This is a genomic window from Aerococcus viridans (assembly GCF_002083135.2).
In the GTDB taxonomy this organism is placed as follows: Bacteria; Bacillota; Bacilli; order Lactobacillales; family Aerococcaceae; genus Aerococcus; species Aerococcus viridans_C.
The window spans coordinates 198,071-219,422 of record NZ_NBTM02000001.1 but is presented as its reverse complement, the minus strand read 5'-3'; the positions used below and the strand labels follow the sequence as shown (position 1 = coordinate 219,422).

Sequence of the window (21,352 nt, the reverse complement as noted above, 5' to 3'; positions counted from 1 at the left end):
TAATCATTATGGAAAAAAACACCAAGATTGTATGTACCATTGGACCCGCATCGGAGTCTGTAGACACTTTAGTTCAACTGATTGAATCAGGTATGAACGTTGCTCGTTTGAACTTCTCTCATGGAGACCACGACGAGCATTTAGCACGTATCAACAACATCCGCGAGGCTTCAGAAAAAACTGGTCGCCGCGTTGCAATCTTATTAGACACTAAAGGTCCTGAAATTCGGACAAACAACATGAAAGACCACAAACCTGTAACATTGGTTAAAGGTTCTGAAGTTCGCGTATCAATGACAGAAGTTGAGGGTGACGAAACAAAATTCTCAATTACATACACTGAATTGATTAATGATGTAGAAAAAGGTTCTCATATCTTAATTGATGATGGTTTAGTAGACTTATTAGTAACTGATATTGACACTGCAAATAACGAAATCGTTACTGAAGTACAAAACACTGGTATCGTCAAAGATAAAAAAGGTGTTAACGTACCAGGCGTTTCTGTTCAATTGCCAGGTATTACTGAAAAAGATGCAAATGATATCCGTTTCGGTCTAGAAAATGATATTGACTATATTGCAGCGTCATTCGTACGTAAACCAAGTGATGTCTTAGAAATCCGTGAAATTCTAGAAGAAACTGGTAACGAATCAGTTCAAATCATCCCTAAAATCGAAAACCAGGAAGGTGTAGATAACTTAGACGATATCTTATCTGTATCTGACGGTTTAATGGTTGCTCGTGGTGACTTAGGGGTAGAAATCCCAGCTGAACAAGTACCAGTTGTACAAAAAGACATGATCCGTAAATGTAACTTAGCTGGTAAACCAGTTATTACAGCTACACAAATGTTAGATTCAATGCAGTCTAACCCACGTCCAACTCGTGCAGAAGCATCTGACGTTGCTAACGCAATCTTTGATGGTACTGACGCAATCATGCTTTCAGGTGAAACTGCTGCCGGTGACTATCCAGTAGAAGCAGTTCAAACAATGAACCGTATTGCATTAGTAAGTGAAGGACGTAAAGAAGCGAAAACTGACATTGGTTCATTAAAACCAAGTACAGAAGGTGACATGGCAGAAGCAATCAGCCAATCTGTTGCTTACACTGCTCGTAGTTTACGCGTTTCAACAATCGTTGCAGCCACTGAATCTGGTCACACAGCGAAAATGATTTCTAAATATCGTCCAAGTGCTAAAATTATCGCTTTAACTTTCTCTGAAAGCCAAGCACGTAAATTAGTTTTAGCATGGGGTGTAGAACCATTTGTTGTTGAAAAACCAGCTTCAACTGACGAAATGATGTCATTAGCAGGTACTGTAGCGAAAGAATCTGGCTACGCTCAGGATGGTGATACAATTATTATCTCTGCTGGTGTACCAGTTGGTGAAAAAGGTACTACTAACTTGATGAAAATCCAAGTTATTGGTGAAAAATTAGTATCAGGTTCAGGTATCGGAGAAAAATCTGTTGTTGGTCATGCAGTAGTTGTAGACAACGCCGCAGATGCAGTAGCTAACGTAAAACCTAACTCTGTATTAGTTGTGAAATCAACTGACAACGACTACAATGAAGCAATTAAAAATGCTGCAGCAGTAGTTGTTGAAAAAGGTGGATTAACAAGCCATGCAGCTGTATTAGGTGTAGAAAATGGTATTCCAGTTGTTGTAGGTGCAGAAAACGCAACTTCTTCAATTGAAAATGGCCAATTAGTAACAGTTGATGCTCGTCGTGGTATCGTTTATAACGGCGCAACTACAACTATCTAATCTTGCTTAACCTGAGTCACTAAAATCTATTATTCGGACATTTAAAAAGTGTTGACTGAGCTTTCTTAGCTTGGTCAGCACTTTTCTTTTTGCAAAAATGATACATTATATTAAATGATTCTATGAAATGTTCATTATTTTCTAATTTTTGTACAAATATAATTGCCCCTGTTGGAAATAAAGGCTAAAATGAATAAGAGAAATTGAAAAATTAGGAGGAAACAGTACATGCTACGTTTCATTACAGCTGGCGAATCACATGGTCCCTTAGAAACTGCGATCATTGAAGGCATTCCAGCAAACTTACCAATCGATATAGATAAAATCAACGAGAATCTTGCTCGCCGTCAAATGGGTTATGGTGCAGGTAATCGTATGAAAATTGAAAAAGACCAAGTGCGTATTACTTCAGGTGTTCGTCATGGATTAACTTTAGGTTCACCAATTACTTTGATTGTTGAAAATAGAGACTTTAAAAAATGGACTGAAATCATGAGTGCAGAAGATGTAGAAGACGGTATAAAAAAGCGTCGTACTGTGCATCATCCACGTCCGGGGCATGCTGACTTAGTTGGTGGGATCAAATACGGTTTTAAAGATTTACGTAACGTTTTAGAGCGTTCATCTGCTCGTGAAACAACAATGCGTGTAGCCGTTGGTTCTATTGCCCAACAAATCTTAGATGGCTTAGATATTGAAATCATCGCTTACGTTAAAGCTTTAGGTGGCGTTGAAGGTAAGGTTGATGCAACAAGTCTTTCTTATGAAGAAATCCGCCAAACAACGGATGAGTCAGAATTAAAAATGATTGACCCTTCAATTGATGAAGAAATCAAAGCGAAAATTGACCAAGCGAAAAAAGATGGCACTACTTTAGGTGGGGTTATCGAAGTGATCGCTAAAAATGTTCCTGCTGGTTTAGGTTCGTACACACAATGGGACAAAAAATTAGACGCTAAATTAGTAGGTGCTATGGTATCAATCAATGCCTTTAAAGCGGCTGAAATCGGTGACGGTGTTGAAGTGGCTAGCCGTTTTGGTAACGAGTTAATGGATGAAATTGCCTACGACGATACACAAGGTTTCTACCGTTTGACCAACCATATGGGTGGTTTTGAAGGTGGTATGACAACTGGTATGCCAATTATTGTCCGTGGTTACAAAAAACCAATCCCAACACAATACCATCCATTACAATCAGTGGATATCTACACCAAAGAACCGTACAAAGCCTCGATTGAACGTTCTGACATTACGGCGGTACCACGTGCAGCCATTATCGGTGAGACAGTAATCGCTACTGAATTAGCTCAAGCAATTTTAGAAAAATTCCCACATGATGACTACAACGAATTAGTCAAAGCAGTAAACAACTACCGCGAATACGCTAAAAACCCTGACATTTGGCAAAATGAAGGAGAGTAAGACATCCATGAAAGAATTAATGATCGATGCCAATGCATTAGAAGGGACAATCACGATTCCTGGGGATAAATCAATTTCTCATCGGGCGATCATGTTCGCTTCTATCGCTAAAGGCACCACAAAAATTGAAGGCTTTCTACATGCGGAAGACTGTATTTCAACTATGAATATATTCCGTGATTTAGGTGTTCAAATTGATGAAGAGGCAGATGGATCTGTCATCGTTCATGGTAAGGGTATTGAAGGCTTAACAGCACCAGATCATGCCTTAGATGCTGGAAACTCCGGTACGACTATGCGTTTACTGGCAGGACTTTTTTCAGGATTCCCATTTAAAATTAAAATGATTGGTGACGAATCCCTATCAAAGCGACCAATGAACCGTATTATGCTACCATTACGTCAAATGGGGGCATCGATTTCCGGCTCAGAAGGTAGCGAGTTTGCGCCTTTGTATATCCAGCCAGTTGACCACTTAAATGCGATTGAATATGATATGCCAGTGGCGTCTGCCCAAGTAAAATCATCGATTTTATTGGCAGGTTTAACTGCCGAAGGTACAACAATTATCCATGAAAAAGAGCGGTCACGTGACCACACTGAAAACATGTTAAAGAACTTTGGCGTTGAACTAAAAGTTGACGATAAAGACATCTATCTAGAAGGTGGCCAAAGCTTAACAGCTACGGATATTACTGTCCCAGCAGATATTTCCTCAGCAGCCTTCTTTATTGTTGCTGCACTATTAGTTAAGGGTTCTAAACTCCACATGCCAAATGTTGGTTTAAATCCAACCCGTGCAGGCATTATTGAAGTTTTGAACAATATGGGTGCCAACATCGAAACATGCTTGCATGAAGGTGGCTTGAGCGGTGACTTAACTGTTTCTGCCAGCGACTTAAAAGCAACAGAATTCGGTGGCGACATTATTCCAGCTTTAATTGATGAAATTCCAATTATCGCTTTAGCCGCAACCCAAGCGGAAGGTAGGACAGTGATTCGTAACGCTGAAGAATTAAAAGTAAAAGAAACTGACCGTATTCAGGTCACAGCCCAAGAGTTAAATAAAATGGGAGCAAACATCGAAGAAACTGAAGATGGCATGATTATTACTGGTCCAACACCATTGCACGCAGCGGATGTGGATAGTTACGGTGACCACCGTATTGGTATGATGCTACAAGTTGCTGCTTTATTGGTAAAAGAGGGAACTGTCAACTTGGCACATCCTGAAGCAGTCAACATTTCTTTCCCAAGCTTCTTCGATGACTTAGTCGCTTTAAGCGCGTAAGTCACCCAATTATTGGAAATGGAAGGTTGATCAAAGGATGCCAATCATATTAACAGGATTTATGGGTGTCGGAAAGTCAACGGTCGGGCGCATTTTGGCCAACAAGTTAGGGGTCCCATTTGTGGACATGGACTGCTATATCGAGGCCCGTAGAGGTCAGACGATTGCAGAAATCTTTGATCAAATTGGAGAATCGGGTTTTAGATTATTGGAGTTTCAAATCTTGACGGAATTACTAGAGGCTGAAGAAAATGACGCTCTAGTGATTTCAACCGGTGGTGGTATTGTGGAAACGGTTGAGTGTCGCCAACTGCTAGCCCAACAAGATAAGGTTTTCTACTTACAAGATAGCTTTGAAACTTCTTGGCAACGGATTAATCGTGGCGGCCCCGGTAACAATGGCCGCCCCTTAGTCAATGCCAATAGTAAAAGTCAAATGGCGGCCAAGTATCAACGACGAATTCCTTTATACGAGGAAGCGTCGAATTACCTACTAGATGTTCGTCAAACCGATGCACATGAAACCGCAGAATTAATTAGAAAAATGAGTTAAACTAGATAATTTAAATCTAGTTGTATAAGGAGGAGGTGTCAGCTTAAGTGTGGGCCTCCTTTTTTTCATGCAAAAAAAGGCGGAATAATGCCAACTTATACATTATTTGCATAATCTTCGTTTACCTTTAGTTCAGAATCGAGTATAATCAGGTGTTTGAAGATTGAAGCTGCGGCCAAGTAATTAATAAATATGATACAATGACATAAACATGCACAAGCACCGTTTTAAGGAGAAAATATATGAGCGCACAATTAGGGACGGTTACTACAGCGTTAGTAACGGATCAAAATGACAAATTTTATTCAGTACAAAAAGAGGGTATTACTTACCAACTTGATAAGAGCGAAGGGGATTACCAATTAGGTGATTCGGTCCAAGGATTCATTTATGAAAATATGAAACACACAAAAATGATGACCACGCAATTACCTGACGTTCGTCAAGGACGTTATGGTTGGTCGACTGTTACTGCAGTTCGTAAAGACTTGGGTGTCTTTGTGGATATAGGTTTAGCAGATAAGGAAATCGTGGTATCTTTAGATGACCTACCAAGTGAAAAACACTTATGGCCGAAAAAAGGCGACCGCCTATTTATCCGTTTAGAAGTGGATAAAAAAGACCGAGTTTGGGGTAAATTAGCTGAAGACCTAGTTTTCCAACAAATTACTAACAAGCTATCACCCCAATCAAAATCTTGGACCAATCAAGAAGTGAAAGGAACTGTCTACCACGCAAAATTAGTGGGGACCTATGTGATTACAGATGATTATTTCCTAGCCTTCATCCATGAAAGTGAACGCTTGGAAGAACCACATTTAGGACAAGAAGTCCAAGGGCGTGTCATCGGTATCGGACAAAATGGGAACTTGAATATGTCCTTGAAACCTTTGGCCCACACGGTAATTTCTGAGGATGCACAAATGATTTTGGCCTTGTTACAACGCCAACCGAATCATTTCTTGCCATACCACGATAAATCGAATCCCGATGATATCCGTGAATACTTTGGCATCTCTAAAGCACAATTCAAACGTGCCTTGGGCAACTTATTGAAGAACCGTCAAATTGAACAAGTCGAAGACGGCATCCGTCTTAAATAATTAGTCGTTAGGGGTTTATCAACTAAGATTTGATTGATTCATTTTTTGGAAAAGGGCATAACGAATCAAGTGGATAGGCCTTTGACTGTACATGTTTCGTTGAGTGAAGAAAGGGTAAGCATGAAGCTAACTGAAGTGATTGAAGATTTTTTAAATACCATGCGCGTAGAAGAAGGATTGGCAGAAAATTCCATCATCTCCTACAAGCAAGAATTAAACCGAATGATGACCTATTTAAATCGTCAAGGCATTGAAAAGGTCCAAGACATTAGTCAGGACACAGTGTTAGACCATTTAAAGTGGATGGACCAAGACCATTTGGCCACGTCAACCAGATCACATTATGTGTCAACCCTGCGTCATTTCTTCCGTTACCTAAAATTGGATGGGGTCATTGAAGACAATCCAATGGAAAAAATTTCTTTACCCAAGAAAAACCAACATTTACCAGCTGTTTTAACCTTAGACGAAGTTGATCGGATTTTAGCGACGCCAGATATCACTAAGCCACTGGGATTGCGGGATAGAACCTTGTTAGAAACCCTGTATTCAACTGGCATGCGGGTATCTGAAATCATCCATATCAAACTAGAAGACATCCATTTAGATATGGGCTTTATCCAAACCATTGGTAAAGGGGATAAAGAAAGACTAGTTCCAATCGGTGAGATGGCAGAAGACTGGATTAACAAGTATCTAACAGAAGGGCGCCCAAAACTAGTAAAAGATGAAGACGAGACCCAAGGCTATTTATTCGTGAATAATCGGGGTAAACCTTTGTCTAGACAGGGTGTTTGGAAGAACTTGAAGAAGATGGTGATCATGGCCCATATCACCAAAGACATCAGCCCTCATACCCTGCGCCATTCCTTTGCTACCCATTTACTTGAAAATGGGGCGGATTTAAGAGTGGTCCAGGAACTCCTTGGCCACTCTGATATTTCAACAACGCAAATATACACTCATATTCATGCCCAACATATGAAGGATATTTATAATCAAAATCATCCGCGGGCATAAAAATACAAGGAATGTTTGCATAACCACATACTTAACTAAAAAGGTAGGATTATCCTGCCTTTTTTTTGCATGTTTTCAGAAAAGGGTTATTTATTACTTGTTTTGAAGCCCTAAATTGCTTCATGTAATTTATAATGTATATATAGGTTCGATAAAGTTCGTTCAATTACCTGTATTTTTTGCCTTAAACGATTCATTTCGGCAGACCAAGTGAAAGAAACAGGGAAACCCTAAGAAAGCAGAAGGAGGAGAAAGTGTATGTTACAAGTAGAACATCTACGAAAAACCTTCGGCAGAGTTGTCGCAGTAGATGATGTGTCCTTTGAAATTCAACCGGGCACCATCCTTGGTATCGTTGGCCAGAATGGATCTGGTAAAACGACAATTTTTCGAATGATTCTAAATTTCCTAACACCGGAAAATGGGGGCCAAGTTAATTGGAATGGCCAACCCTTGCATATGAAGAAAGTGTATGACACGGTGGGGTACTTACCTGAGGATCGTGGTCTTTATGAGAGCATGTCCATCGAAAAACAAATCATGTATTTTGCCCGCTTGCGTGGCATGAAAAAGAAAGAAATCAATGCCAAAATTGATGAATGGCTCGAAAACTTCAATGTTAAAGGTGACCGTAAAGATAAGATTAAAACCTTATCCAAAGGGAACCAACAAAAGGTCCAATTGATTGCCACCTTAATCCACGAACCAAAATTGGTCATTTTAGATGAGCCATTTTCAGGTTTAGACCCAGTAAATGCTGGCTTTTTGATGGAAGGTATCTTACGCCTTCGCGATCAAGGCGCATGTATTATTTTTTCAAGTCATAATATGGCCAACGTCCAAGATGTTTGTGATTCAGTCGTTATGATTCATAACGGGGAGCAGAAACTCTACGGGCCAATTAATGATGTGCGTGATGCCTACGGTAAAACAAGACTGTTCGTCCAAGCTAAGGGCTGGGATCAAGAAGCCCTAGCAGCCTTAAAAGGGGTGGAATCGGTTAGCCAATTGACAACTGGGGAATATAAGTTAATCCTATCAGATGAAAATGTAGGGCCTGAATTATTCAAAACCATCTCAAAAGGCGAATACATCCAATCTTTTAGCCAACAACCGCCAACCTTAGATGAAATCTTTAAAATGGAAGCAGGTGGACGTCATGAGAAATAGTCGTTTGGGTATTATTATCGAAGAAGTCTACAAGAAAAATGTGTTTTCATGGTCATTTGTTATGCTATTACTAAGCCCCATCTTGATGGTCGCTATAGTAGCTATCATTTCAGGCGTCATCGGTATGGCAACAGCATCTGATTCAATCGGTACGGTATCTATCATTGGTGCCACTGACCAAACTGTAAGCGCAATTGAAACGGAAGACAACGGACAGAACAAATTAATTTTTGACCAAGATGTAGACCAAGCACAAGAGGCACTAGTTAACGAGGAAATTGATGGCTATTTAGTCATTGACGAAAGTGATCCGGAAGCCATCCAAGCTGAATTCTACAAAAGTAATACCGGGAAGAATATCTCAACTACTGGCTTCCAAACTGTATTAGAGAGTATCCAATTATCCAACCGGTCGCAAGCATTAGGCCTGACAGAAGAAGAATCCAGTCATCTAATCGATTCAAATGTGGCCATCCAAAGCCAAACTATTGATTTAGAATCCGGTACCAGTGAAAGTGACCAGGACATTCAATCTATGGTAAGAACTGGTGTCGCTTACGTTGTATCCTTTATCGTATTCATGTTTGTCATGAACTATATCTCCATCATTTCGCAAGAAATTGCCGTGGAAAAAGGGTCGCGCATCATGGAAATCATCCTATCTTCCATTTCATCAACCACCCATTTTATGGGTAAAATGTTGGGGATTTTCCTCGTATTGCTGACACAAGTTGCCTTCTACGCAATCTTACTGGGCATCATCTTTATCACAATCAGGAATACGCTAATGCTAGCAGAATTACAAGTCCTATTAGGGGACGAAACAATTCCATCCCTATTATCTAATTCAGCATCTATCATTGGTTGGTCCGGTTTATTAGCCTTCTTGGGGATCATCACCTATTCAGTATTAGGTGCCTTCCTTGGATCACTTGTTTCAAATGTACAAGATGTGAATAAAATGATCACACCGATTATTCTTTTAAGTATTACTGGTTTTTATATTGGGATGTTTGGACTAGGTTTCTCAAACAATATCTTAGTTCGAGTAGCCTCACAAATTCCGTTCTTCACACCATTTGTCATGCCATTCAGAATAGCTGCTGAAACCGTATCGACCACAGAAATAATCTTGTCGGTCATCATTTCACTACTATTCTCAATCCTCTGCTTATGGTTATCCGCCAACTTCTACAAGTCAAATGTCCTGACTTACTCAGACAAAGGCTTATTAGGCACACTGAAACAATCTTATACCTTAAGACAAAGTGAGAAAAAAGGCTAACAACCACTATCTAGTCAGGTCTCTTTAGACCTGGCTATTTTTATCGAAATCGATATGCGAAAGATTAACTAACGTAACAGACCACCACTTGTCATCGATCATTAATCAAACTGAAACGGTGCGTTTTTTGAAAGAACAGGTATACATTATCGTATGCTGACGATTTATAATCAGGAAATTTGTTAAACATACATATATTTTACAGTTTATCCAAAAGGTACATTATATTATCAGCTAGCAAAAACATGCAATAACAAGTATGTAAAGCGTGCTTTTCGTAGTCGGGTTTGTTCGACCAGCTCAAGTCCACTTCAAATTAATTTGCATCACACTGCGTATGATACGGCACTAATTTTCCAGTGTTATTGAGCTAAACGGTCTCTCTCGCAACTTTAAAAATTTTTAATAAAAATTGCCTTGATTGCTGATGTATGCTAATGTACTCTTACACATACTTTGTTATTATGCAAAAGTAAAAGGAGGGCAAAGATGTTAGTGCCTTATACAAGAAGATACGAGAAAATCGTAATGGGCCTATTATCCTACATCCCTGAGTTTAAAGAATTTTCTGAACTTACAGAAGAAATGGATAAAATTAATCATGAAGAACGTAAAATCTATTTATGGAAAGACGCTTATTCTGATAATATCATCGGTTTAGTAGGCTTCGACCAACATGATGATACAGATACTTTAGTCGTGCGTTATCTATCGATCAATCCTTCATTTAGAGAAGAAGGTCGTACATACGATTTATTAACGGCTTTAAAGAAAGAATTTCCAGTGTACACCCTGACTGGGGTAATTTCTCTTTCAACTATTTTGTCAAAATGGACAAAACGTCGTCAAGAAGAGTTTGACAACGAATTGGATAATAAACAAGAAAACACCCCCCAAGCCTAGGAGAAAAGTGTCAGGATGAACGAACATACAAGTGAATTAACATTGGATCTAGCGGCCTTTGAGGGGCCGCTTGATTTACTATTACACTTAATTAAAGATTTAAAGGTAGATATTTTTGATATTCCCATAAATTTGGTTACCGATCAATATTTAGCCTATATTCATACCTACGAAGCCTTATCTCTGGATATTGCTTCAGAATATTTGGTGATGGCGGCTACTTTATTGGAAATCAAAACCCAAATGATGCTACCAAAAACCCCTAAAGAAGCGGTTGAGGAAGAAGATGATCCACGTGACTCATTAGTGGAACAATTACTTGCTTTCCAGCAATACCAGGAAGTTTCCCATATCTTAGCGGATAAACAGGCTGAACGGTCGTTGGAATATACCAAGCAACCATCAGACTTATCGGCTTATCAAGAGAAAATCCCTATGACGGGTCGCCAATTAACGCCGGATGACTTGTATAGAGCCATTCAAAAGATGGCCTTCCGCTTGAAAAATCTACAACCTATCCAAACCACGATTGCAGGCGAATCTTACTCAGTAGGAACTGCAATGGCGGATATTCGACAAGCCTTCGTTGAGGCGGACCGGGATGTATTAATGTTTCAAGAAGCCGTTTTTATTGGAAAAATTCAATCGCGTAGTCAAATTGTGAGTATGTTTTTAGCGATTTTGGAATTAGTGAAGTCAAATGAATTATACTTATACCAGGAAGACTTAAGAGCAGATATTCAATTGATTAGACGGGAGGAAAGTGAATGAATGCAGTCGCTGCAATAGAAAGTTTACTTTTCGTAGCAGGTGAAGATGGGATCGCTGTCGATGAACTAGCCAACTTATTAGAGATACGACAGGAATGGGCTTTATACTACGTGATGGTTTTGAGAAATCGTCTCCAACACGACCCACAATCAGGATTAAGAATTACCGTTATTAACGAACGTGTTCAATTAGTGACCAAGGCAGCATACGGTGAAGTGGTGAAAAATTACGCGGTTTCTCCTTTTGCAACGAAATTGTCTCAAGCTGCATTAGAAACATTGGCGATTATTGCCTACCAACAGCCAGTCACGCGAATGACGATCGATGATATTCGAGGTGTTCAGTCATCTAATATGATCCATAAATTACTAGAGCGAGATTTGATTATGGAAACGGGCCGTCAGGACTCACCAGGTCGGCCGATTATTTATGGGGTAACCTCTTACTTCTACCAATATTTTGGTTTGGAGTCCTTAGAAGACTTGCCGGATATTCATAATCTAGTCTTAGATGGCTCGGTAGATGAAGAGACCCTTTTTAAAATTGATGATAACGGTGAACCTGAACAAAAAGACTTTAACCAAACAGACCTTAGCCAGACAGACCTTAGCCAGACAGACTTTAATGAAACAACAGCAGAATAAACGACTGAATAGGTCACCTATAGGAGTTATTTAAAGATGGAAAGATTACAAAAAGTGATGGCACACGCGGGTGTTGCCTCGAGACGAGAGTCTGAAAAATTGATTGCCGCAGGACGCGTGAAAGTCAACGGTGAGGTGGTGAGAGAGTTGGGCCATAAGGTATCCAACACTGACCGCATTGAAGTAGACCAAGTACCTATTTATAAAGAAGAACCAGTGTACTATGTATTCTACAAGCCAACTGGCGTGATTTCTGCAGTAAAAGATGATAAAGATCGGAAAGTGGTCACTGACTTTTTCCCAGGAATTGAACAACGGATTTATCCAGTAGGACGGTTAGACTACAATACCTCAGGATTATTGTTATTAACTAACGACGGTGAATTTGCCAATACCTTGATGCACCCACGCTATGAAATCAACAAGGTCTATGTGGCTAAAGTTGAAGGTGTCATTACCGGAGAAGAACGTAAGCAATTAGAGCGAGGCGTTGAAATTGACGGTGTGAAAACTGCCCCAGCACAAGCGAAAATTCTTTCTGTTGATAAGGACAAAAAGACCACTATTATCGAGTTGGTTATCCATGAAGGGCGTAACCGCCAAGTCCGTAAAATGTTAGAAGCAGTTGGACATCCAGTAGCCAAGTTGAAACGTGAACGTTATGGCTTTTTAGACCTTAAAGGTTTGAAACCAGGAGACAGCAGAATCTTACTAAAACACGAAATCGAAGAATTATTGGCGAATGCCAAGAAAAAGTAAGTATTCTACTTGAAAAAAGTAAGATACTTGCTATAATAGGTATTGTAATCAAATAAATTTGAAGCAATCTTCAGGGCAGGGTGAAATTCCCGATCGGCGGTAAAGTCCGCGACTCCCATTTGGGACTGATCTAGTGAAATTCTAGAACCGACTGTAAAGTCAGGATGGAAGAAGATGGGCGGACTATGTCTGTTTGCCTATACTCTTTTTACCTTGAAGGTGGAAAGAGTTTTTTTTATTTCCACTTTTGAGTGCCAACCCCATGAAGTAGAAAAGGAGAGAAATTCACATGGGAAAAAATCACACTAAAGAAATCGTATTGGTCGCAATTGTCGGGGCATTATCATTCATATTGATGTTTATTGGTTTTCCAATCATCCCGGCTTTACCTTACTTAAAGGTAGACTTTTCACTTGTACCAATCTTACTCGTTGCATTCATTTCTGGACCTAAAAAAGCAGTTGCTGCCAGCCTAATCGCCAATGGTTTACATTACATGTATACAGGTGGTGAAATGGGGATTCCAATCGGTGACGCAACAGCCTTTATCGCGACTATCGCTTATATCTTGCCAATTTACTACTTATTGAAAGACCAAATGGCGACAGTTTACGCAGGAAATAAGTCAGCGAAAGAAATGAATTTCGGCAAAACGATTGTTGCTTACCTAGCTGCAACTCTTTCTTTAGCATTAGTGATGACTATCTTAAACTACTTCGTGATCACACCGTTCTACATGCAAGTCATGAACTTCGATGTAGGCAACATGCAAACATATATCCTGGCGGGTATCATCCCTTTCAACTTGATCAAAGGGGTATTGGTTTCCCTTCTAGCACATTTCGTCCTAGTTCAAACCCTACCAACCCTAGTCAATCGATTCGGTACGCGCGAATATTCACACCATTAAAAAGTGAAGCCTGGACAATTTTCTGGTATGATAAGACCTAGAGTATCATGTCGGGTGAAGAAATAGTTGAAACTTTGGAGGGATAGGATTGGATACTTTATTAATGGCGATCGCTTTTAGAGTCCAAGCCTTACCCCCGAATTCCGTATATCAAGTGTTGATTGGCAAGCGAACAGCCACAACACTTTTTTTTGCATTTTCAAACAATTTAACTGCCTATTTCGGTCTATATCCAAAACTTGAAAAGGACGTATGGATGTCTTATACCCAAAATGTAGCTGATTATATCTCGGTGGGAGCTATTTTTCGCCAAGACAATCAAAATAATTACATGCATTTGCTTTTTGATGACATCCTTCAAAAACGAAACGGTCTGATTATCCCAAGTCACCACCACAAGCACCATTCAGCCTTCAATTTATTGCTGCAAGTCCTATCCAATATTCAAGCCGAAAACCCGCACTATAGCCCAATCGTCCAGGATTTAGAAGTCCAGCAGCTGATAAAAGATTTTATTTCAATGGCCAAAAGGGCAGACGCGTCCCAAGCTGGCTTACAAGCAATAACCAAAAGCCTTCACCAGCAACTCGCTAAGGAACTATCTGCCTTCCCAGACCAAGCAGCCCTCATTTTCTTAGAACAGTTTGAAGGCGCCAAATTACCGGCACAAACCCTTGAACAAGTAGCAGAAAGCCATCAGATTTCTGAGCGGGCAGTTGTCATTACCCAACAGGCCTTGATGGATCAAATCTATCAAAATTGGGTAAGTGGTCATACTTTAGGTGCAGAAACTCAATGGCTACAAGTCTTTGCCCAAGGGATTTTTAACCAATTCCCGATTTGGAATCAGACCACGCAAGATACTTTAAATTTAATCAACCAAGGTTGGTCACTTCAAAAAATCGCTGATAGAAGACGGTTAAAATTATCTACCATAACGGAACATATCATAGAAATTACCTTGAGTTTTCCTTGGATAATTGAACCAATAGTGGTTGAAGAACTTAATTTGAAAGACATTTCACCCCTAGTAAGCCAAGAACCGGATGAGAATTACGAAGCCTTTAAAGCACGATTCGGCGAGAAAGATTATTGGTTATATCGGTATTGGCATATCGTCTACCAGAAAGGAACCCATGATGACAGATTGGCATAAACGCCTGGAAGAAATGACAGGTTACAAAGCATTTAAACCCGGGCAATTGGCGAGTTTAGAGGCATTAGACCGACAGGAAAACGTAGTGGCCATTTTACCAACTGGTGGAGGGAAATCTTTAATATACCAAATCAACCAATACAATGAACCTGGGGTAACATTGATCATTTCACCCTTGATTTCCCTGATGCAAGACCAAGTCAGTCAATTACAAAGGATGGGGTTAGGGCGGGGCATTGCCTTAAATTCTACCTATGACCGCGGCGAACAAGCCTATATTTTAAGTCACCTATCTGACTATCAATTTCTATTTCTATCACCAGAAATGCTCCTGAAAGATCATGTAATTAGGGCCTTACAACGGATGGACATTCAATTATTAGTTGTCGATGAAGCCCATTGTATTTCTCAATGGGGTTATGACTTCAGACCGCAATATACTGAATTGAAAAAGGTCCGTCAACTCTTAAAGCAACCAAAAACATTAGCCTTATCTGCTACGGCCAACCAATCTACATTAGCAGATATTAAGGCTTACTTATTTGAAGAGGGTGAACCTATTCAACTGGTAAAAGAATCGGTTGACCGACCAAATATTTTCTACCTATTCGATGAAATTGACACTGGTGAGGTGAGGGTAAACAAATTGCAGGATTGGTTAGACCGGTTGCCTAAGCCGGGAATTGTTTATGTCCACCATAAAAGTGAACTCGAAGAACTCAACCAATGGATGAAAGATCATACAGATTTGCGAGTCGCTTCTTACCATGGGGATAGAAGTCTAGAAGATAGGCATATCATCCAAAGCCAGTTTCTTCAAAATGAATTGGATGTTGTTTTTGCAACGTCAGCTTTTGGTATGGGAATCAACCATGGTCATATACGCTTTGTCTTGCATTATCATCTCCCTAAGAATATGGCAGACTTCATTCAAGAAGTGGGGCGGGCAGGACGAGACCAGGAACAATCAGTATCAATTGTCTTATATGACAATCGCGAGGCAGCTAGACTGCAGCAAATGCGTCGGTTATTAGAAGACGAGGCTGACTTGTTGGATGATTTATTGGAGCGGCTGTTTAAACAGGCCTTAACCCAAAGTGAAGTTGACCAATACGCAGATAGCGTAAGTGCCATGTTGTACTTTTACCGCCATCATTTTACGGATTACCAAACAGCAAAAGTACATGCCCAAAAACTTCGTCAAGAACGGTTACGTCAAATCTATCAAATGTTAGATTTAATGGCTAATGACCAGTGTTACCGTACTTTCTTATTAGATCAAGCTGATGAACAGGTAGTGGATAGACCAGACTTATGTTGCAGTAATTGTCAACCTGACTATGCCAGTCGACCGATATGGCAAGATTTAATGGCCCTACCGAATCGAGTGAAAGTTGAAAAAGACGAGCATGATGGTGATTTCAAGGAAATGTGGACCCAACGTTTGCAGCACTTATTATCTTGAAACGGGTCCATAAAGTTTTGTTAAATTGCCTAAAGAAATACTGACATAAAAAGGGGTTCATGGTACAATTCTTAGTGTTAAGAAAGGGGTATATGGATGAAATTCTGGGACAAGTTGACGAAAAAAAATCAAGAAAATACAGAAGTAGAAACTGAACAGGCTTCAGAAAAAGACAGTTCAGCATCTTCTGACCAAACCCCCCCTACAAGTGATGACTTTCAGAATCAAGGGTTTGGCGAATTTGAGAATTTAAAAAATCAAAAGTACACGAGAACGGCCCGCAATAAGAAGAGCAACCCAGATACGATATCGACAACTTCAAAGGTAATTGCCTTCTTGCTATTTGTGATGATTGTTGTACCGTTTCTTTTGATTGCCTATATGAATAATGAAGACAAGGTGCCTGAACCGGAATCAACTGAGCAAGTCATGATTTCTAAAACGCAAAATGTTGAATCAATTTCAAAAGCCAGTGAGTCAGCATCTATTTCAGCTTCCGAATCTGTCTCTGAATCAATTGTTGCCTCAGAAAGCGCAGTAGCTGCCTCAGAATCAGAATCAGCTCGCCTAGCTTCTGAACAAGAATCTTCAAGTATTGCAGCAAGTGTAGCTGAGTCAAATGCAGCAGTAGCAGCGTCAGAAGCCGCAGCGCAAAGTGCCGCTGAATCAGCTTCAATTGCTGAATCACAAGCAGCCATAGCCGAAGAAGAATCAGCTTCTTCTGAAAGTGCGTCTGAATCAACAGGTACTTATACTGTTCAAGCAGGGGATAACCTATATCGGATTGCAGTGAACAACGGTATGACCCTAGATGAATTACTTGAATTAAACGGTTTAACACAAAGTTCTAGCATAGGACCGGGAACCGTATTACGTGTAAATTAATAGAATGAAAGAGTGGTGGACAGATTGTCTAAAGCGATTCAAATCGCAATCGATGGACCAGCATCGTCTGGCAAGAGTACAATTGCCAAGAAAATTGCTAAAAAATTAGCCTATGTGTATTTAGATACAGGTGCCATGTACCGGGCAATTACATTACTAGCCCTAGACGGACACATTCCAGCTGAAGACGCTGACGCTTTGAAAACCTTAGCTGAAGCGAGTGATATTATCTTTGAACCAGGGGAAAATGGCCAGCGCGTCTTAGTTAACGGACAGGACCAGTCAGAGGCCATTCGTACAGACCGTATCTCTAAAGCAGTTTCTGCTTACTCAGCAGTTTCTGAATTACGCCAAGTCCTAGTTGAAAAACAAAGAGCCTACACGCAAAATGGACAAGGCGTTGTAATGGACGGCCGTGATATTGGGACAGTGGTATTGCCGGATGCTGAAGTGAAAATCTTCCTAACGGCATCTGCTGAAGAACGAGGGCGTCGTCGCTTTTTAGAAAATCAAGCCAAAGGTTATTCAGAAATGAATCTTCAAGACTTGATTGAAGATATTAAGCGTCGGGACTTGTATGATTCGACCCGAGAAGATAGTCCATTAGTACCTGCAGACGATGCGGTTATGTTAGATTCATCTGATTTAACCCTAGAAGAAGTAGAAGAGTCTATATTAGCTGAAATCCACCGTGTGATTGTATAATTTATATTGCAAGAAATACCATCAAACACAAAAAGGGGTAAAATTCAAGCGAATTCTACCCCTTTTTATTATCTTTGAGGAATAAAAGTTGAATATAGTTTAAATAAATGATATAATAATAATTGATCATTGGCTTAGTGCGAATGAGGTAGTACATTTAGGAGAGGATTTAGAGTATGTCAAACGAATTTGAACAAAATCAAAATAACGAAGAAATTCCATCAATGGAAGAGATTCTTGCAGAATCAGTAGAAGTAAAAATTGGTGATACAGTAACAGGTGAAGTATTATCAATCGACGATAACCAAGTAATTGTTGGTATCGAAGGCGCAGGTGTTGAAGGGGTTATTCCTTTCAAAGAATTATCTGCTCAACCAATTGACTCAATCGAAGAAGTTGCTAAAGTTGGCGACACTTTAGAGTTAGTTGTTATTAAACAAATCAAAGAAAAAGAAAATGGTTCATTCTTACTTTCTCGCCGTCGTATCGAAGCGAAAAAAGTATGGGCTGAATTAGAAGTTAAAGCTGAAAACGGTGAAATTATCACTGTGCCAGTTAAGAGCGTAGTTAAAGGTGGATTAGTTGTTGATGCGGGTGTACGTGGTTTCATCCCAGCTTCAATGGTTGAAGACTTTTTCGTTGACGATTTCTCTCCATACAAAGGCCAAGAATTAGAAGTTAAAATTGTTGAAATTGAACCTAGCGAAAACCGTTTAATCTTATCTCACAAAGAAATCGCTGCTGAAAAACGCATCGCTGAACGTGCAGAAAAATTAAACTCATTCCAAGAAGGCGATAAAGTAACAGGTACAGTAGCTCGCTTGGCTAACTTCGGTGCATTTATTGATTTAGGTGGTATCGATGGTTTAGTACACATCTCTCAAATCGCTCAAGCACACGTTAACCATCCTTCAGATGTATTAAGCGAAGGACAAGAAGTTGAAGTATTAGTTCTTTCAGTTGATGAAGAACGTGGACGTATTTCATTATCTATTAAAGCTTTACAACCAGGACCATGGGAAAACATTGAAGAAAAAGCGCCTAAAGGTGCTGAATTAGAAGGTACTGTACGTCGTTTAGTTGACTTCGGTGCATTCGTTGAAGTGTTCCCAGGTGTTGAAGGTTTAGTACATATCTCTCAAATTTCTCACGATCACATTGCTACACCAGCTGAGAAATTAACAGAAGGTCAAGCTATCCAAGTTAAAGTTTTAGACGTTGATGCTGAAAACGAACGTTTATCATTATCAATCAAAGCTTTAGAAGAAGCACCAGAAGCTGATGCATCTGCACAATCTGCTGCTCCTCGCGAAGAAAAACGTCAAAACAAACCTCGTAAACAAAACAACAACCGTCGTAACAATGCTTCTCAAGCATCATCTGACGATGAATCAGGTTTCACTTTCGGTGACTTATTAGGTGATCAATTGAAAAACTTCGATTTCGGCGACGATAACGAATAATTTTATTAATAAACCATAAGTTTGGTTTGATGGTAGGTTGGGGAAACTCGCCTACCTTTTTTATTTCAATGTTTGCTATTGAAAGGAGGCAAAACGATGTCTAATTTAACAATTGCCATTGTCGGCCGTCCAAACGTAGGTAAATCTACCATTTTTAACCGCGTTGTTGGAGACCGAATTTCAATTGTCCAAGATGAACCTGGCGTTACCCGTGATAGAATTTATGCACAGGGTGAATGGTTAGGAAAACAATTAAATGTAATCGATACTGGTGGTATCGAATTTAACGACCAAGATTTCATGACACAAATTCGCTTGCAAGCTGAAATTGCCATGGAAGAAGCAGATGTTATCATCATGATGACTAATGTCCGTGAAGGTGTGACAAAGACAGACTCTCAAATCGCCAGCATGTTACGTAAGACAGATAAACCTGTCGTACTGGCTGTAAACAAGGTCGATAACCCTGAACAAAGAGCGGAAATTTATGATTTCTACTCATTAGGTTTAGGTGATCCATACCCAATTTCTGGCTCTCACGGTCTGGGTATCGGGGACATACTAGAAGAAGTATTCCATTTGGCACCAGACGATATTGAAAATGATGATGAGGATGATACTATTTCATTCGCCTTAATCGGCCGACCAAACGTAGGTAAATCTTCTTTGGTCAATGCGATTTTAGGTGAGAACCGTGTAATCGTATCGAATGTAGCGGGGACAACTCGCGACGCAATCGATACATCTTTCGAGGATGACGGACAAGTATATAAAATCATTGATACAGCAGGTATCCGTAAACGTGGTAAAGTATACGAAGCAACTGAGAAGTATTCAGTAATGCGTGCCATGCGTGCAATTGAAAGAGCTCAAGTGTGTCTAGTTGTTTTAAATGCTGAAGAAGGTATCCGTGATCAAGATAAAACGATCGCTGGTTATGCCCATGAAGCAGGACGTGGGATTATTATTGTGGTAAATAAATGGGATACTCTTGAAAAAGACAACCATACCATGAAGAAATTCACTGATGACATTCGTCGTGAGTTCCAGTTTATCGACTATGCACCAATCATTTTCGTATCTGCAGAAACCAAACAACGTTTAGTGCAACTACCAGAAATGATTGCTCACGTTCATGGTAACTTCAACCGTCGTGTTCAATCATCATTATTGAATGAGGTACTGGTTGATGCGATCCGTATTAACCCAGCACCATCTGACAAGGGTAGAAAATTACGTATTTACTACCTAACGCAGGTCAAATCTGCACCGCCAACTTTTGTGGCATTTGTCAATGACGAAGAGCTAATGCACTTCTCATATGAGCGCTTTCTTTCAAATCAAATCAGAAAATCTTTTGATTTTTTAGGTACGCCTATTCAAATCATTACAAGAAACAGAAAATAACAGAAAAAGGTTAAAAATACGCGTATTTTTAACCAAAAACGTTGTTATATAGCGGTTTGTATGGTATTCTATAAAAGGATTATCTGAGAGACAATTCGATTATCCCGTATATTTATCTTAGAATAAATATATCCGAAAGAATTTCGGAGGAGGTGAAATTAGAATGGCAAATAAAGCAGAATTAGTACAAAACGTTGCAAATGCAGTAGGTGATTCTAAAAAAAGTGTAGCACCAGTTGTAGATGCAGTTTTCGAACAAATCGAGGCATTTTTAGCTGACGGTGAAAAAGTTCAATTAATCGGTTTTGGTAGCTTTGAAGTTCGTGACCGCGCAGCGCGTAAAGGTCGCAACCCTCAAACTGGCGATGAAATCGAAATCCCTGCAAGCAAAGTACCAGCTTTCAAACCTGGTAAAGCATTGAAAGATGCAGTTAAATAAGATTTCAAAGAACGTCGTTGATGTCATAGACATCAGCGGCTTTTTTATTTGCAATTTTTTGCCAAATAGACCAAATAGTAACAGAAAAGAAGCAAAAATATGGGCTTCTATGATGGACGGTCTTAGTGGAAGCTATAATGGCTGGTCAGAATAGTTAACTATGGCGCTATCCATAATTAGCTTGGAAAATGCAAGATATGCACGAAAAAGGAGGCTAGACTAT

20 protein-coding genes and 1 riboswitch are annotated in these 21,352 nt (G+C 39.8%); all 20 genes read left to right on the top strand.

Annotated elements, in window-relative coordinates:
* Window positions 1-8: 8 nt before the first annotated feature.
* The 20 genes from pyk (at window position 9) to A6J77_RS01045 (ending at window position 21,129) form a co-directional block, all read left to right on the top strand.
* Window positions 9-1,775 carry a pyruvate kinase gene (gene pyk / locus A6J77_RS01140; protein WP_083067697.1) on the top strand — a complete coding sequence of 589 codons (1,767 nt, stop codon included), beginning with the start codon at window positions 9-11 and terminating at the stop codon, window positions 1,773-1,775.
* Window positions 1,776-2,003: 228 nt separating this feature from the next.
* Window positions 2,004-3,200, top strand: coding sequence for a chorismate synthase (gene aroC, locus A6J77_RS01135; RefSeq protein ID WP_083067696.1), 1,197 nt, complete (start codon window positions 2,004-2,006; stop codon window positions 3,198-3,200).
* Between the two features lie 7 nt (window positions 3,201-3,207).
* Window positions 3,208-4,491, top strand: a complete 1,284-nt coding sequence (aroA, locus tag A6J77_RS01130) for a 3-phosphoshikimate 1-carboxyvinyltransferase (RefSeq protein ID WP_083067695.1) — start codon at window positions 3,208-3,210, stop codon at window positions 4,489-4,491.
* Window positions 4,492-4,528: 37 nt separating this feature from the next.
* Window positions 4,529-5,044: a shikimate kinase gene (locus A6J77_RS01125; RefSeq protein WP_083067694.1), complete on the top strand. Its 516-nt coding sequence runs from the start codon at window positions 4,529-4,531 to the stop codon at window positions 5,042-5,044.
* A gap of 242 nt (window positions 5,045-5,286) precedes the next feature.
* Window positions 5,287-6,147: a S1 RNA-binding domain-containing protein gene (locus A6J77_RS01120; RefSeq protein WP_083067693.1), complete on the top strand. Its 861-nt coding sequence runs from the start codon at window positions 5,287-5,289 to the stop codon at window positions 6,145-6,147.
* 120 nt (window positions 6,148-6,267) lie between these two features.
* Entirely contained in the window at window positions 6,268-7,167 is a 900-nt protein-coding gene (xerD, locus tag A6J77_RS01115; protein ID WP_083067692.1) for a site-specific tyrosine recombinase XerD, read from the top strand.
* A 258-nt stretch (window positions 7,168-7,425) separates the two neighbouring features.
* Window positions 7,426-8,337, top strand: a complete 912-nt coding sequence (locus A6J77_RS01110) for an ABC transporter ATP-binding protein (protein ID WP_083067691.1) — start codon at window positions 7,426-7,428, stop codon at window positions 8,335-8,337.
* Complete coding sequence (locus A6J77_RS01105; protein ID WP_193756621.1) at window positions 8,327-9,622, top strand: ABC transporter permease; 1,296 nt, start codon at window positions 8,327-8,329, stop codon at window positions 9,620-9,622. Before A6J77_RS01110 ends, A6J77_RS01105 begins: the two co-directional genes overlap by 11 nt.
* A 489-nt stretch (window positions 9,623-10,111) precedes the next feature.
* Entirely contained in the window at window positions 10,112-10,525 is a 414-nt protein-coding gene (locus A6J77_RS01100; RefSeq protein WP_083067689.1) for a reductase, read from the top strand.
* Window positions 10,526-10,540: 15 nt separating this feature from the next.
* On the top strand, window positions 10,541-11,296 hold the full coding sequence (locus tag A6J77_RS01095; protein ID WP_083067688.1) for a segregation/condensation protein A: 756 nt from the start codon (window positions 10,541-10,543) through the stop codon (window positions 11,294-11,296).
* Complete coding sequence (gene scpB / locus A6J77_RS01090) at window positions 11,293-11,940, top strand: SMC-Scp complex subunit ScpB (RefSeq protein WP_083067687.1); 648 nt, start codon at window positions 11,293-11,295, stop codon at window positions 11,938-11,940. The genes A6J77_RS01095 and scpB overlap by 4 nt, the downstream gene beginning before the upstream one ends.
* 36 nt (window positions 11,941-11,976) lie before the next feature.
* The gene (locus A6J77_RS01085) at window positions 11,977-12,699 is read left to right on the top strand and encodes a pseudouridine synthase (protein ID WP_083067686.1); all 723 of its coding nucleotides are present in this window, start codon (window positions 11,977-11,979) and stop codon (window positions 12,697-12,699) included.
* 62 nt (window positions 12,700-12,761) lie between these two features.
* A riboswitch (FMN riboswitch) is annotated at window positions 12,762-12,879 on the top strand.
* A 109-nt stretch (window positions 12,880-12,988) separates the two neighbouring features.
* Window positions 12,989-13,609, top strand: coding sequence for an ECF transporter S component (locus A6J77_RS01080; RefSeq protein WP_083067685.1), 621 nt, complete (start codon window positions 12,989-12,991; stop codon window positions 13,607-13,609).
* Between the two features lie 88 nt (window positions 13,610-13,697).
* Complete coding sequence (locus A6J77_RS01075; RefSeq protein ID WP_083067684.1) at window positions 13,698-14,765, top strand: helix-turn-helix domain-containing protein; 1,068 nt, start codon at window positions 13,698-13,700, stop codon at window positions 14,763-14,765.
* On the top strand, window positions 14,749-16,230 hold the full coding sequence (locus A6J77_RS01070; RefSeq protein ID WP_227645089.1) for a RecQ family ATP-dependent DNA helicase: 1,482 nt from the start codon (window positions 14,749-14,751) through the stop codon (window positions 16,228-16,230). Before A6J77_RS01075 ends, A6J77_RS01070 begins: the two co-directional genes overlap by 17 nt.
* Before the next feature lie 96 nt (window positions 16,231-16,326).
* On the top strand, window positions 16,327-17,115 hold the full coding sequence (locus tag A6J77_RS01065; protein WP_083067682.1) for a LysM peptidoglycan-binding domain-containing protein: 789 nt from the start codon (window positions 16,327-16,329) through the stop codon (window positions 17,113-17,115).
* A 24-nt stretch (window positions 17,116-17,139) separates the two neighbouring features.
* Window positions 17,140-17,820, top strand: a complete 681-nt coding sequence (cmk, locus tag A6J77_RS01060) for a (d)CMP kinase (RefSeq protein WP_083067681.1) — start codon at window positions 17,140-17,142, stop codon at window positions 17,818-17,820.
* 176 nt (window positions 17,821-17,996) lie between these two features.
* Complete coding sequence (gene rpsA / locus A6J77_RS01055) at window positions 17,997-19,283, top strand: 30S ribosomal protein S1 (protein ID WP_083067680.1); 1,287 nt, start codon at window positions 17,997-17,999, stop codon at window positions 19,281-19,283.
* Window positions 19,284-19,379: 96 nt separating this feature from the next.
* Window positions 19,380-20,690 (top strand): ribosome biogenesis GTPase Der, encoded by a 1,311-nt coding sequence (der, locus tag A6J77_RS01050; RefSeq protein WP_083067679.1) that lies wholly within the window; start codon window positions 19,380-19,382, stop codon window positions 20,688-20,690.
* Window positions 20,691-20,853: 163 nt separating this feature from the next.
* Window positions 20,854-21,129 (top strand): HU family DNA-binding protein, encoded by a 276-nt coding sequence (locus tag A6J77_RS01045; RefSeq protein ID WP_016897591.1) that lies wholly within the window; start codon window positions 20,854-20,856, stop codon window positions 21,127-21,129.
* Window positions 21,130-21,352 lie beyond the last annotated feature (223 nt).

What these genes read in the sequence shown, in the direction of transcription:
- pyk (WP_083067697.1), top strand. Translation starts at nt 9, where the DNA reads ATGGAAAAAAACACCAAGATTGTATGTACCATTGGACCCGCATCGGAG.
- aroC (WP_083067696.1), top strand. Translation starts at nt 2,004, where the DNA reads ATGCTACGTTTCATTACAGCTGGCGAATCACATGGTCCCTTAGAAACT.
- aroA (WP_083067695.1), top strand. Translation starts at nt 3,208, where the DNA reads ATGAAAGAATTAATGATCGATGCCAATGCATTAGAAGGGACAATCACG.
- A6J77_RS01125 (WP_083067694.1), top strand. Translation starts at nt 4,529, where the DNA reads ATGCCAATCATATTAACAGGATTTATGGGTGTCGGAAAGTCAACGGTC.
- A6J77_RS01120 (WP_083067693.1), top strand. Translation starts at nt 5,287, where the DNA reads ATGAGCGCACAATTAGGGACGGTTACTACAGCGTTAGTAACGGATCAA.
- xerD (WP_083067692.1), top strand. Translation starts at nt 6,268, where the DNA reads ATGAAGCTAACTGAAGTGATTGAAGATTTTTTAAATACCATGCGCGTA.
- A6J77_RS01110 (WP_083067691.1), top strand. Translation starts at nt 7,426, where the DNA reads ATGTTACAAGTAGAACATCTACGAAAAACCTTCGGCAGAGTTGTCGCA.
- A6J77_RS01105 (WP_193756621.1), top strand. Translation starts at nt 8,327, where the DNA reads ATGAGAAATAGTCGTTTGGGTATTATTATCGAAGAAGTCTACAAGAAA.
- A6J77_RS01100 (WP_083067689.1), top strand. Translation starts at nt 10,112, where the DNA reads ATGTTAGTGCCTTATACAAGAAGATACGAGAAAATCGTAATGGGCCTA.
- A6J77_RS01095 (WP_083067688.1), top strand. Translation starts at nt 10,541, where the DNA reads ATGAACGAACATACAAGTGAATTAACATTGGATCTAGCGGCCTTTGAG.
- scpB (WP_083067687.1), top strand. Translation starts at nt 11,293, where the DNA reads ATGAATGCAGTCGCTGCAATAGAAAGTTTACTTTTCGTAGCAGGTGAA.
- A6J77_RS01085 (WP_083067686.1), top strand. Translation starts at nt 11,977, where the DNA reads ATGGAAAGATTACAAAAAGTGATGGCACACGCGGGTGTTGCCTCGAGA.
- A6J77_RS01080 (WP_083067685.1), top strand. Translation starts at nt 12,989, where the DNA reads ATGGGAAAAAATCACACTAAAGAAATCGTATTGGTCGCAATTGTCGGG.
- A6J77_RS01070 (WP_227645089.1), top strand. Translation starts at nt 14,749, where the DNA reads ATGACAGATTGGCATAAACGCCTGGAAGAAATGACAGGTTACAAAGCA.
- A6J77_RS01065 (WP_083067682.1), top strand. Translation starts at nt 16,327, where the DNA reads ATGAAATTCTGGGACAAGTTGACGAAAAAAAATCAAGAAAATACAGAA.
- rpsA (WP_083067680.1), top strand. Translation starts at nt 17,997, where the DNA reads ATGTCAAACGAATTTGAACAAAATCAAAATAACGAAGAAATTCCATCA.
- der (WP_083067679.1), top strand. Translation starts at nt 19,380, where the DNA reads ATGTCTAATTTAACAATTGCCATTGTCGGCCGTCCAAACGTAGGTAAA.
- A6J77_RS01045 (WP_016897591.1), top strand. Translation starts at nt 20,854, where the DNA reads ATGGCAAATAAAGCAGAATTAGTACAAAACGTTGCAAATGCAGTAGGT.